At 50.1% G+C, this 13,682-nt stretch carries 11 protein-coding genes; 4 read left to right on the top strand and 7 right to left on the bottom strand.

Annotation, left to right across the window (positions count from 1 at the left end; translation table 11 throughout):
• Both AB7C91_RS01435 and AB7C91_RS01430 read left to right on the top strand, forming a co-directional pair.
• The coding region (locus AB7C91_RS01435) for an ABC transporter permease (protein ID WP_428588699.1) at positions 1-314 on the top strand (314 nt) is incomplete at its 5' end.
• The gene (locus tag AB7C91_RS01430; RefSeq protein WP_332448258.1) at positions 307-2,298 is read left to right on the top strand and encodes a dipeptide ABC transporter ATP-binding protein; all 1,992 of its coding nucleotides are present in this window, start codon (positions 307-309) and stop codon (positions 2,296-2,298) included. The genes AB7C91_RS01435 and AB7C91_RS01430, both read left to right, overlap by 8 nt.
• A gap of 90 nt (positions 2,299-2,388) precedes the next feature.
• Here the strand turns inward: AB7C91_RS01430 and AB7C91_RS01425 are convergent, their stop codons facing one another.
• Complete coding sequence (locus tag AB7C91_RS01425) at positions 2,389-3,993, bottom strand: capsule assembly Wzi family protein (protein WP_428588694.1); 1,605 nt, start codon at positions 3,991-3,993, stop codon at positions 2,389-2,391.
• Between the two features lie 112 nt (positions 3,994-4,105).
• On the opposite strand from AB7C91_RS01425, the gene AB7C91_RS01420 reads away from it, so the two are divergent.
• Together AB7C91_RS01420 and AB7C91_RS01415 are read left to right on the top strand one after the other, a co-directional pair.
• Entirely contained in the window at positions 4,106-5,908 is a 1,803-nt protein-coding gene (locus AB7C91_RS01420) for a hypothetical protein (protein WP_428588691.1), read from the top strand.
• A 194-nt stretch (positions 5,909-6,102) separates the two neighbouring features.
• Positions 6,103-7,275 carry a hypothetical protein gene (locus AB7C91_RS01415; RefSeq protein WP_428588688.1) on the top strand — a complete coding sequence of 391 codons (1,173 nt, stop codon included), beginning with the start codon at positions 6,103-6,105 and terminating at the stop codon, positions 7,273-7,275.
• Here AB7C91_RS01415 and AB7C91_RS01410 read toward each other — a convergent pair.
• The 6 genes from AB7C91_RS01410 to AB7C91_RS01385 form a co-directional block, all read right to left on the bottom strand.
• Positions 7,262-7,753, bottom strand: a complete 492-nt coding sequence (locus tag AB7C91_RS01410) for a hypothetical protein (RefSeq protein ID WP_428588686.1) — start codon at positions 7,751-7,753, stop codon at positions 7,262-7,264. The genes AB7C91_RS01415 and AB7C91_RS01410 overlap by 14 nt on opposite strands.
• A 73-nt stretch (positions 7,754-7,826) precedes the next feature.
• Positions 7,827-9,593 carry a chloride channel protein gene (locus AB7C91_RS01405; protein ID WP_332448253.1) on the bottom strand — a complete coding sequence of 589 codons (1,767 nt, stop codon included), beginning with the start codon at positions 9,591-9,593 and terminating at the stop codon, positions 7,827-7,829.
• Positions 9,594-9,655: 62 nt separating this feature from the next.
• Positions 9,656-9,814, bottom strand: a complete 159-nt coding sequence (locus AB7C91_RS01400) for an LDCC motif putative metal-binding protein (protein WP_332448252.1) — start codon at positions 9,812-9,814, stop codon at positions 9,656-9,658.
• A gap of 234 nt (positions 9,815-10,048) precedes the next feature.
• Entirely contained in the window at positions 10,049-11,008 is a 960-nt protein-coding gene (locus AB7C91_RS01395) for an ABC transporter permease (RefSeq protein WP_332448250.1), read from the bottom strand.
• A 2-nt stretch (positions 11,009-11,010) separates the two neighbouring features.
• A complete protein-coding gene (locus tag AB7C91_RS01390; protein ID WP_332448249.1) occupies positions 11,011-12,141 on the bottom strand; it encodes an ABC transporter permease in 1,131 nt (376 codons plus the stop codon).
• Complete coding sequence (locus tag AB7C91_RS01385) at positions 12,125-13,663, bottom strand: ABC transporter ATP-binding protein (RefSeq protein WP_332448248.1); 1,539 nt, start codon at positions 13,661-13,663, stop codon at positions 12,125-12,127. Before AB7C91_RS01385 ends, AB7C91_RS01390 begins: the two co-directional genes overlap by 17 nt.
• Positions 13,664-13,682 lie beyond the last annotated feature (19 nt).

Genomic DNA, 13,682 nt, shown 5'->3' with positions numbered 1-13,682 from the left:
CCGCTGCGCGTATCAGGGGGGAAAAGCATCTGTACATCATGTTTGTCGAGATTCTTCCCAATACAACCGGGCCGATCATCGTCGAGGCGACTGCACGGTTTGCCTATTCGATCATGACGGTAGCTTCACTGGGGTTCTTGGGAGTGGGACTGCAGCCTCCGACGCCTGATTGGGGGATGATGGTCATTGAGAACAAACCCATCATAGAACAGGCACCGTGGACGGTGCTCTTTCCTGCGTTGGCGATCGCATCGTTGGTGATTGCCATATCCATTTTCTCTGATTTTGTCAGCAAGGTGTTGATCCATGAATAAGACTATTCTTGAAATTGAAAACTTGAACGTCCGGTTCAAGACCTTTGACGGCCTGTTTTCCGCAGTGAACAACGTATCCTTGACTCTTAGCCAGAATGAATCGATCGGGATCATCGGAGAGTCAGGATGCGGAAAAAGCACGCTGTCCTTTGCCATCATGTGTTATCTTGCACAGAATGCTTCGGTAGAGGGTTCGATTCGCTTTAAAGGTGAGAACCTTTTGGAAAAATCGGACAAGGAAATGGAAACCTACCGTGGGAATAGAATCGCCATGGTATTCCAAAATCCCTATTCGTCCTTGAACCCCTCCCTTACCATAGGAAGCCAGCTCGATGAAGTCGGCGTCCATCATCAGAAGCTTTCCAAGCAGGAGGCGCGTAATGCGACCCTGCAAGCGCTAAGGATGATGAACCTTGGTGATCCTGAAGGGATCGTGAAGCGCTATCCACATCAAGTGAGCGGAGGCATCCAGCAGCGGATCTGTATTGCAATGGCGTTGCTCTGCCGGCCCGATCTGCTTATTCTCGATGAACCAACCACGGCTCTGGATGTTACGACCGAGGCGATTATTCTCGATTCCATCAAGGAGTTGAAAGATTCCTTGAACATGTCATTGATCTACATCTCCCATGATATCGGGGTAATCAACAAAGTAGCCGAGCAAGTGGTGGTTATGTATAGCGGGGAGATTGTGGAACGCGGTCCGAAAACTGAAATATTCGAACACCCGACCCATCCCTATACCCGCTCTTTGATCAACTGCATGCCGCGCGGTGGGGTGGTGAAGGAAAAGACGAAGCTCAATACCATTCCCGGATATGTCCATAAACGAGGTGCATTCGAGGGGGGATGCCCGTTTGCCAACCGTTGTGACAAGAAAACCGATACCTGTGAACAAGCCTATGGGGTTAGGGAGGTAGGTAAGAACCACTATGCATCCTGTGACCGTGCGTACGCAACCGATGTACCTGATGTCATCAAGGAACGGCTTATCCCGAAACAACGTCCTATAGTCATGAAGGACCAGGATTCCACCGAATTGCTGAAAATCGAGGACCTGCACAAAGTCTATGGGAGTCGTCAAAAGGTGTATGCGGTCAATGGAATTGAGTTCAGTGTCGCTGCACACTCGGTGCTTGGCATCGTAGGGGAGAGTGGATGCGGTAAATCGACCACCGGTCATATGATCAGTGGGTTGTACAAACCGACCAAAGGAAGAATCCTGTTCAATGGACAGGACATCTCCATTGCTTGGAACAAGCGGGACAAGGATACGCTCAAGCACATCCAGCTTATTTTCCAAAATCCGGGCAGAAGCTTGAATCCATCCCATACCGTCGAGCAGATCATCGGCAGAGCAATGAAGAAACTGGCAAACATTACGGATGCACAGGAACGACGGAAACGTATCGTTGATATCCTGCACAAGGTTGATCTGGGCCAGGATTATCTGGTGAAAAAGCCTCGTCAATTAAGCGGTGGGGAACAACAGCGGGTTGCCATAGCCCGTGCCTTATGCATTTCTCCCAATTTGATCGTATGTGATGAACCAACCAGTGCCTTGGACGTATCCGTACAAGCTTCGGTACTGAACCTGCTCAACGACCTTCAGTTGGAGACCGATGTGGCGTATATGTTCATTTCCCATGATTTGAATGTGATCAACTATATCAGTGATTATATCTTGGTATTGTACGCAGGGAAGATTGCTGAATACGGAAAACGGGATGAGGTGATGGAGCCTCCTTTCCATCCGTATACGGAAGCGCTGCTTTCTGCAGTTCCCGAAGTTGATCCGATGAAACAGAAGAAACCCATTGAACTACTCGGACAACTTCCCAATCCGGCGAAAAAGCCGAAGGGCTGTCCGTTTGCAGGACGCTGTCATCGACAGGTTGGGTCAATCTGCGAGACCGAGGCGCCCCCGATGGTGCGTCTGTCGGATACCCACTATTATTTCTGTCATATCAAGCCAAGCATTTGATGCGAAGCAAGGTCCACCCGGTGATTCATATGGATCACCGGGGTTGAGTGGACTGATGCATCCATGCAACGTGAAGCCTTGGTTACTTTCCTACCACGTATAGGAGAACCCGAACACTCCTTGTATATCGAAAACAGGTTTGTATGCAGGTTGTTGCATCCGGGCGATACCATCAATACGCGTCCATAGCTGGGATTTCTCAGTCAGAGCATAGGACACCCAATAGCCGTTTCTCAACGTATACGTGACGGGATCACTTGGTGTCTGTATGATTGGAGTTTCTCCAAAAACAAATGGAGTATCAATGGACGTGGCTCCATGAGCCATCCCAAACAGTTCCATACCGCCGGAAAGCTTTCCCAATCCGTTCCATGCAAGGCGTACATCAAGTATCAATGCATCGCCGCCATACTGGTATCCGAGGAAGGAATACTGCGGCACATACCCATAATACTGGTCCCGTTCCCTGCTCATGATAACAAAATCGACAGAGTCACGCAGATACAAATATGGCTCGGTATACACGCATTCCGCCTGAACCACCCATGTTCCGTTTCTCTGGGGAAGTTGCTTCAGGACCCCTAACTGATATCCCATCGCATTCGGTTGGTCGGATCCTTCCCCTGGAGCAACCACCTGATCAATGACCACGGTGCCGTACACCTGTAGATTTGGCATGACCGTCCAGGCGAAGGTAAGATCGGCGATTGCATTGAATTGGCTTCTATTGCTCAGATTGTGAAAAATAAACAAGGGATTCAAGTATTTGATGTTGAAATATGTATCCTCATACATGACATTTTCTGAGAATTCCATATGCAGCGAGGATGTCGGGTTGAACTCGAAGCGATGGGCCAGAAACATACGAACCGTCGCATCGGTTTCATTTGCAGGGACATACCGATTCCTATCCTTGGTGGTATAGCCGGGAGGATCGAAAAACATGACCAAACTGGTGAATTTGTATTTCTCAGCAAACAATGTCAATCGGGTGAACTCATGATATTTCATGGAATCGGAAATTACCAAATTCCCGGTAGCTCCGTATCCCCAGGAAATAAGGTCTCTCCCGAATTGAAACGAAAAACCATCCCCTCCAAACGCAAGAAACGCCCTGTCGGGGGTATCAAAATCCTGTAATCCCATGGTAACCACGTTGGTGGTGAAGAAAGGACCGAATACCATCCGTTCAACTGGCACAGCATCTTGCTCCGGCTGGGCAAATCGGTTTTTCTTGATTCCGAAATCGGTAGTGAGATACACCTGTGAACCGAACCAACCTTCTGCGGTAACCTTGGCTAGGGGAGACCGCTTTTCATTGTCCCAATACCAATCAGCTTCTGTCTGAAAGCCATTTGGATTCGCATGCAGGTACGTCTCAAGGGCAAAATCCAGGGAAACATCACCGGAAAAACCCGCTTGCGGTGAACGGATTGCTTGCTGCAACTGGGAAAAGACCCAATCGTAGAGCTTCCTCTCGTAACCGGAGAGCTTTGACGAATCGATGGTTGCAATCATTATCTCCAATTCCTGGATGGACCACGGGCCTGCTGAACTTGGGCTGGCAAGCCCCTGCTGGAGGGTAAGCGTCTTGATTGCGGCATACAGCGGGCTGGTTGTAGGCACAATCTTTTGGCGATTCGTCAGCGAAGTCGCTGCAAACACAACACCTGATCCCAGTACGAGAAGAAACACAAGGAAACGAGATGATCTTCGAATAGTGACGAACAATTTATTCACCTACAGCGTGGTTTTTATAGTATAGTACTGAACAATACCATGAAACTCATCACAAGGGGAGAATCTCATGAGAAAAATGCGATATTCCGTGCACAAGGCATTTTTTTGTGCCTTGTATTTGCTCTGTGCTTCATTCGTTACTCTTTCAGCCCAACCCAACGGGGCTCAATATATTTCCCTCGATTCTTGGCTCTATGAGGGATTGGACTCCCTCTATCAGGAAGAAGGCAAGGTAATAGCTTTCACTACACGACCCTACACGGTCAATGAATACCGCTACCTTCTCGCTAATCTGGATACCCGATCGCTTTCCTCGTCGGGAAAGGCAACCTTGGCCCACATCCAACAGGTACTGCCCCCTTCGGTTGTTGATCCAAATGATGCAGCTTTCTCCTATTCTGTCGTGCTGTCCCCTGAACTGTATTACAATACCAACAAGGATCTGATCTGGGATAACGCAAGCCAGCATTACCTGAACAAATACGCATACGGGTATATCGATCGCAAACCCTTGCTCTCGCTTCCTCTGCAGTTCAATATTGGTGATACCTTTTTTACCGAAATTGATATGGATATCAAGGAACAACCCGGGATAGGGTTGTATCCTGTCGCTACTTTCACCCAACCGGGATCCGGAGAACCCTATGTCAACTGGAACAACATACCAATGGGAATGGATCACATCTTCCATCATTTCCCTGATCGCTATTATCTGAGCAATGCCAAGGAACATTGGAACTTCTATCTGGGGAGTGGTGAATATTCGGTGGGAACCGGAAGAACCGGGAACCTTTTGCTCAGCAAGGATGCCGATGCCATTCCTGCGGTTCGATTGTCTTGGTACAACCAACATTTCAAATATAATTTCGCCTATCTCTCCCTGAACCCCGGTCTGGGTAATTCTGGGGCCTATACCGGCGATGGATCGTTTAGCGGGATGAATCTCGATCTTGCTGATCTGACTGCAGGATACAACAGTGATGTGTATAAAAGTGATGATCCTGCAAAGACCGACCCCTTTGATGGATTCATGGACACCGGTTTGTACCCATACAAAGGGTATCTCATCCATTCCATGGAATTCCGGTTCTTGCAGGAACGTCTCTATGCAGCAGTAACCGAGGCTGCCGTGTATGCACGTGCGGTTCCTGAATTGTTTACATTCATGCCATTGGCCTTCTGGCATAACGGCAACAATGGAGAGCAAACGAATTCCCTGTTGTCCGTGGACCTGCAGGTGGCATTGGGTTCCTGGGGACAACTCTATGCCTCAGGAGTAATGGACCAATTCACCATGAGTCATGAGGATGATTCCACAGATCCTCCTGCAAACGGCTTTCTGGTTGGTGGCATCAGCCGGCTTCCCTATCAAAAAGGATATATCAGCATTGGTGCCGAGTATGTATACACCAGCGATTGGCTCTACACCCATAAGTATTGGCTTGAGACTCCTACGGTGACCCAGAGAAACACAGCCATCACCAGGGGAGGGTATTCGGTTCGGATGCTCGGATACAGCCAAGGCAATGATTACCAGCTGATTCATACGGAAATCGGATACAGCCGACCCGGTTTGTATGCGCTGACCGCGTCCTATAATTATGGAATCAAGGGGCCGTATGATATTTTCATGCGCCTACCCCAAAAATCAGGGGACACCATCATCGATCCAACAGGAGATCGAAAAACCTGGCCTGATGCGCTGCAACATCAAATAGGGTTGGTGGGAACCTATTCCATCAACAATGCATTGGATGTCGGCTTGCATATGTATTATACCCATATCACCAACTACAAGAATCAGGCAGGCAGTACCATGGACAATCTCGAATGTACGTTGCGGGCTCGTTATGCCATCGGAAAGATGTAACAACGCTCGCATGATGAGAATATGAGGAAATACGGAAGATAAGGGTAAAAACGTCTGAATATCGGGCAAATATCCGGTACAAAGACTGCATGAAGAGACAGTCCGTGGTATACTCGGTTTTTATGAAATCATTATGTTTTACCGTATTTCTGTCTCTTGTTGCTTTGTTGAGTGGGTGTACGCAGACTCAGGCTATGCAAACATATACCGATCCAAGGCAGATCGATGTAGCGTTCGTCTATGAACAATTACAGGAAGTGCATCCGGCGTTCCAAAAAGCCAAGGGGAAGGCTTTTGTCGATGCAGCCTATGAGAAATTGCTCGCCAAGGCCCCTAGCATGGACGACCCTTCCTTCTTCTTTGCGCTCAAGGCTTTCTCTTCATTGGGGGCGGATTCCCATACCGGCATCGGGATGACACCCCAGGTGGTATCCCAACTGCATGCCGTCCCGCTCCAACTGCAATACCTGCAAGGAGCGTGGCGTTTGAGTGTCGTGGAACAACAGCATCAGGATTTGCTCGGAGCAACGGTTGTCTCTGTAAATGGGATTCCTCTTGACGAGGTGGTTACCCGAGCTTCCTCGCTTGTCGCCGCCGACAATCTGGTCTGGCTGCGGCATAGTCTAGCAGGCATGTTCAATATCACCGAACTGTACACCTACCTGGGTTTGGCAACCGGTCCCCTGGAACCTGTTTCCTTCACCGTTGTTCGGTTGGGTGAAACCCAAGCACAGGAATTCAGGGTGGAACCGGTCAGCGCACAATCATTCCAGGGATTTGCTTGGGCGACGTTGTACCAGAACCCCTGCAAGACAGGTCCTTCCTCCTCATATTACCGTGCCTTCCTGATCAACGAAGGAAAGACCTTGTTCATGCAATACAACGTCTGCGCCTCCAGCGAGGATTATCCGATTGATACCTTTACCAAGGAAGTACTTGCCCAATTGCCCGGTCTACACATACAGCAGGTCATCATTGATCTGCGATACAACGGGGGAGGGGATTCCCGACTCTTCGAACCCATGATGGACGGGCTCTCTAAATTGCAGAAACAACTCGGTTTTACCCTGGATGTACTCATCGGGGAGGGAACCTTCTCCTCAGCGTTGATGAATGCGATCCAACTCACCCAACGAACCGAATGCACCTTGGTGGGAACTCCGAGCGGAGGAAGTGTAAATCATTATGGGGAAGTGAAGCAATTTACGCTGCCAAACAGCCACCTTCCGCTCTTCATCTCCTCCAAGCGATTCACCATGGATGCCGATTACCCTTCAGATTCACTGCAACCGGATATGCTTGTGGAACCAACAATCGAAGACATGTTGGCTGGAATTGATACGACCGTCGAAGCTACGCTTCAGTAGGTAGCTCGTCCACCACCTGTTTCAGGCGTGCCGCCCCTTCGCAGATGGCGACATATCCCTTGTCACTGATCGAATCCTGCGGTTCGGTATCCCGTTTCTGCATATTCAGCCAAGCAGTGTCGTTGGCCACGACCTCTTGGCAGTTCTCTGCAAACAGGGAGAGCAAGTCCTCTGTACTTCGATAGTGTCCAAGATGGTCAGCTACGAAGGCTTTTCCTTTACCAAGCTCCTCGGACAAAGCCTCACTGTCCAGGACCAATTCAGAAGAAAGCCCCTGATGGTTCTCAGAAAGCAAGTGAGCAAGGAAAATGGAAGCTTCCAGAGCAAGCGGCCTGAACAAACCCAACTGCAGGGTAGAGGAAGTCTGTCCAAGGTACAGACTCACCAGATCACCAAACTCGGCGTAGGCTTGGGCGATGACGGTTGCAACTTCTCCGATCCGTTCATTGCAGAGGTCCAGATAGTACTCCATGTCCATAGTTGCTCCTCCTCCTTAAACAATGCAGGTTCTTTGCGCTTCTGGCAAGAGGAACGCTTGTGAAAAATCACCGTCAACTGATCCGCTGCTTGTCCAAATAATTGCGCATGATCCGTTTGAGCGTGACAAAGCCGATGATCTTCCCTTGTTCCTTTACCACCAGGATATTGCTCTTGCACGCTTCCATGACCAGCAGCGCATCATACAGATTCGCCTTGCTGGGAATGCAGATGTTCACTTTATGGACCAACGGGGCAATCGTCCGCTCCTTGGAAGGAGCAGCATTATGCAATTCGATGTAGCCGATGGTCCCCAGCACCTGATCACCATCGGTTACCGGGAACAAGCCAAGTCCGTGCTCATGCATGGTTTCCCATACTTTCTCCACCGTATCATCGGGATGACAGGAAATGAAGGATCGATTCGTGATTTCCCCCACTTGGATCGCCTTGAGCATGGGAATGCGCTTGTCAAATTGGATGTGTATGCCCCGTCTGGTAAGCTTCTTGGTGTACATCGTCTCCCCATACAGAAGGCGGGAGATGAAATAGGACAGCACCCCGCTGAGCAACAGCGGCAGCATGATCGCATAATTCCTGGTCATCTCAAACACCATGATGATGGCGGTCAACACACCTCCTGTTACTCCTGAAACAATGGCTGCCATCCCGACGATTGCATAGGCTGAGATCGGACCGGTATGACCGGGAAAAAGCATATGTACCACAATGCCGACCCCGGCTCCCAAGGCGCCTCCCAAAAACAGGGAAGGGGCGAAGATGCCGCCCGAGCCTCCCGATGCCAAGGTAAGCGAGTTGGCCAAAATCTTCAGAAACACCAAACTGAAAGCCATGACCAAGGATGTCACCTGGTTGCTGAGCACCAGATCCAGAAAATCATAACCGACGCCGTATACATGATAACTGCCGAAGCTTTTCAGTGAAACGTACCCGATGACGCCAACCAGCAACCCTCCGATGATTGCCTTGAGGGTGGGATGGATATGGATGGAATCGAAGAAGTCTTCCATCCCGTACACGGATTTGATGAATAGGACTGAGAGCAGTCCCGCAAGTAACCCAAGCACAACATAGAACACCAATTCAAAAGAAGACACCATTGCATATTCAGGAACTATGAATGCCGGATGGGTGCCTAAAAAGAAGGAACACACGGTAGTGGCAATGATGGAGGATACGACCAACGGCATAATGGTCATGATGCTGTATTCGGGAAGGATCAACTCCAGGGCGAACATGATGCCGCCGATCGGGGCGTTGAACGTAGCACTGATGCCTCCTGCAACACCGGCACCGACCAGGATGATGGTATCGCGAGAGGATAATTTCAGCGATTGGCCCAATGTGGAGCCAAAGCTTGCCCCGATCTGGACGATCGGGCCTTCCTTGCCGACCGAACCCCCGCTGCCGATGGTGATCGCCGAAGCCAATGACTTGACCAAGGCGACGATCGGCCGGATTTTCCCGCGATTCTCCGCAACTGCAACCATAACCTCCGGTACTCCATGGCCCTTGGCCTCGGGAGCCCATTTGCTGGTGATCATCTGTGCGACCGCAATGCCGATGGCAGGAACCAGAATGATGAACGGTCCCCAGACGGAAGCGGATGATCTGCTGCTGTGTGCAAATGAAAACATCCCACTGAAAAACAAGTTGTGGAAAAACTCGATCAGGTATTTGAAGAACGCAGCCCCAAGGCCGGCTATGGCACCAACGAGCAAACACCACATACTGATGTGTATGGTTCTTCGTATCTGCTGAGACTGGGAAAGTCGAATCGTGTCATACAGTTGATTGTCGGTATTCTGAGTCTGTTGCATAATGCCTTAAGTATTGCAGGACATCCGCAAAAGGTAAAGGCAATATGCAAATTCTCTTTGCATCAATGATTTTGCATCGAAGTTTTTTGCGTATTGTTCTTCTGTTCAGTTCGTTTGTTCATGGAACAGCAATCAAGCCGCTGGTCTCCGAATGTCTTTTCGTTCGCCGCAGCCATCCGTTCTAGGTAGGCATTCCATTTGCGTTTGAGATTTTCAAACATATGTGTTGATCCTCCTGTCTTCTTGATAGCTTCAACATACCCCCATGGGGTATTATTGTCAATAATAACCTATAAAAATAATAGGAATATATTTCCAAGAGATGAACGGTAAATCTCTGAGAAGCACGATAAGTAATCAACATATGGAGGATAAATCGTAAATAAAAAAGATTTACGAATTGCAGAATCACTTGCAACTCGTAAATCCTTGTAAAAACTTAGTAAAATTATAGCCTAACGTTTTGCCTGGTCATACACCTCGCCTAGAGCCCGAGGCGGCCTGTTGGTGGAAGAGAAGAACAAGAGCAACACCAAGGTGACGATATAGGGGAGGGTGAGTACCAGATCTCCATAGGAGGAGGGAAGGGCCAATTTCTGAACCAACACATACCCTGCACTCCGGGCAAACCCGAACAAAAGACATGCCAGGAAGGTGGGACCGATCTTCCATGAGCCGAATATGTAGGCGGCGATGGCAAGATAGCCGAAGCCCATATAAATGTTGGGAGAGAAGGTGGTGGAGATCGAATAGGCGAAACACATGCCCCCGAGGCCTGCCAAAGCGCCACTGGTGATCACCGAATAGAACCTGACCTTGTCCACCTTTCCACCTGCCGCTGCAAGCGCATGGGGATTGTCTCCACAGGCTCGGATATGCATTCCCACCGGTGTCTTATACAGCAGATATGCCATGAAAAGGGCAACGACCAGGATGATGGGTTCAAAGGTATACACATCGGTGAAAAGAGAACCAAGCACGGGAAGTGAGGAGAGCACGGGAACCGTAAATCTGGGGAACACCTCCAGCAGGAATTTGTTGGACGGTTGGCCGAATACCGATGCATTGATCTGATTGGCCAAAAACGCCGTCAGCGCAACACTGAGCATATTGATGACCACTCCGCTGATCACTTGATTCGCCTTGAACTTGATGCACATCAATGCATGGAGCGCAGCAAGCAAGGCGCCACCTACCATGGCAAAGGCCAAGGAAAGGTATATGAGCAGCATAGGGTTGTCCTTGAGGAAGATGGAGAGCAGTGCATAGCTGAGTCCACCGAAAAATGCACCGAATCCAAGCAATCCTTCCAAGGCAAGGTTGATGATGCCACTGCCCTCGCTGTAGATGCCTCCGATGGCAATGATGAAAAGGGGGAGGGAAAATGCAAGTCCTTCTATGATGATGCTGTTCATACTCAAACCTCCTCAAGCTGCTGGGCGTACCGATTGGCAAGCGAGCGGAAGAAGATGCCGATCGCACTGAACAACAGCAGGATGCTGATGATCAGGGCTGCGATCTCACGCAATACGGATAGGCGGGACGACATATAGGTAGTCCCGCAATCAAAGATCATGACCAAGAGACTGGCGAACAGGCTTCCGATCGCGCTCATGTTGCCCAAAAGCGCTACGGCTATGCCATCGAAGCCAAGCGAAGGAAGTACTCGAGGCTGAATCGATGCGTTGCTTCCCAGATAGTAGGAAACACCGGCCAAACCAGCCAAAGCCCCACTGAGCAACATCGTCATGACCATGACCTTGCCAACCTCGATACCGGCGTACTTGGATGCCTTGCTGTTGCTTCCCACCGCACGCAACTCAAAGCCGAAACGGGTGCGGTTGAGCAAGAAACGCAAGGCGAATACAACCAAAAGCGCCAAGGGGAATACCAAGGCGATCTCCATCTTCAGATTCCCCACCGGATAATCGAACAACGTCAGCCGGGCATTCTGTCCCACCGCAACCGACTGGCGGGTGATCGGATCGATGAACTTGGTCTGGATGAAGAAGCTGACCACATAGCTGATGATATAGTTGAGCATAATGGCCACTACCACCTCATTCATATTGAAGCGGTATTTCAAATACCCGATGAACATGCCGACCAAGGCTCCCGTAGCAGTTCCTATGACGACCACCAGGATCTTGGCGAGGACTGGATCCAGCGAAGAGTATCCTACCAGAACCGTGGCAAGAAAACCGCTGAGTACCATGATGCCCGAGACACAGATATTGAAAATGCCGTTTTTCAAAGCCACGGCCACCGACAATGCAGCGAAAATCATGGGGGTGGTGTAGTTGAGCAGGCTCATGAAATCCGTGAGCTGGCTCTTCTTTCCCGCATACCGAAGTTTGGGCAGTAAGCCTGCACCTTGGAGAATGCTTTGATAGGCTTCCAATGGATTCTTCCCCAGGGAAAGCAACAAGACCGTACCGGCCAAAAGACTGAGGAATATGCTGAAGAGGGAGATGCGCAGCAGTTGGTGATTGCCCGGTCCGCACAATCGGACGAACAACCGTTTCCCATTCTTATGTGTGATCAACATGCACCCCCATCATATATTCACCAACCTCGAGCTTGGTCAGCTGGTCGGCTTGCCTGATCGTCTGCACCGATCCATTGTACATGACCAGAATGGTATCGGAGAGTTCCATCACCTCATCCAGTTCCAAGGAGATGAGAAGGATCGCCTTGCCCTGGGCCCTCAGCTCATCGATCTTCTTATGGATGGATTCGATCGCCCCAACATCAAGCCCTCGTGTCGGCTGCACGAAGATGATCAACTGCGAGCCGAGAGAGATCTCGCGGGCGATGATCGCCTTTTGTTGGTTTCCTCCGCTCATGCTTCTGACCATCGTATCATTGGCCTTGCTGGTACGGATGTCATAGTCTTGTATCAGTTGCTTGCCCAAAGCATCCATCGCCTCTTGATTCAGAATCCCCCGCTTGTCGCTGTACGGGCTCTGGTAATACTGTTTCAGACAAAGATTGTCACGCAGATTGAAGTCGAGGATCAAACCAACCGAATGGCGGTCCTCGGGAATGTAGGAGAGTCCGGCTTCCACACGGCTTCTGATCCTTGCATGGCTGATGTCCTTGCCATCGAGCAGGATCGTGCCGCTTTGAATCGGCAACAAACCGGAGATTGCATCGGCGATCTCAACCTGCCCGTTGCCGGCAACTCCGGCTATGGAGAGCACCTCTCCTGCATGGACGCTGAAGCTGACTTGCTTGACCCGACTCACATGGTCGGCGGTGACCACATTCAGATTCTCAACCTGAAGCACTTCCGCCCCCCTCTGATGGGCGGTGGTCTGCAAGGTCAACGATACTTCCCGTCCGACCATCAAGGCGGACATCTCCTGGATGGTGGTCTGCTCGACATCAAGAACGGATACCAGTTTGCCTTTGCACAGGATCGCACAGCGATCGGCAATGCGTTTGATTTCATCAAGCTTATGGGTGATGAGGATGATCGTCTTGCCGCTTTCCCGAAGGCCTTTGATGATCTCAAGCAACGATTCAATTTCCTGCGGGGTAAGCACTGCGGTAGGTTCATCAAAAATGAGGATCTGGGCATTGCGGTAGAGCATCTTCAGGATCTCAACCCGCTGGCGGGAAGAAACCGGAAGGTCCTCTATCTTCCTTCGGGGGTCGACTTCCAGTCCGTACTGGGTGGAAAGCTCCTGCACCCGCTGATGGGAACGTTCGAGATCGATGACAGGAAACAAGCCCAATACCCGTTTCTTCGGTTCGATACCCATGATGATGTTCTCACTGACCGTCTGATTCTCCACCAGCATGAAATGCTGATGAACCATGCCGATGTTCAGTTCGTTCGCCACCAACGGACTTGAGATCGTCTCTTTTTTTCCCCGGATGTACAGCTCTCCCTCATCGGGAGCGTACATGCCGAAAAGCATGCTCATCAGCGTGCTTTTCCCCGCTCCATTCTCGCCAAGGATGGCAAGGATCTCTCCGTCCTTGACGGAAAGGGAAATGTCATCATTCGCAACAATGCCGGGAAATCGTTTGGTGATATGCCGAAATTCTACGATAGGTTCCACGATGATACTCCATTGACAA

This window comes from Sphaerochaeta sp., from assembly GCF_050256055.1.
GTDB lineage: Bacteria > Spirochaetota > Spirochaetia > Sphaerochaetales > Sphaerochaetaceae > Sphaerochaeta.
The sequence above is the reverse complement of the archived record's forward strand: the minus strand, read 5'-3'. Positions and strand labels throughout refer to the sequence as shown.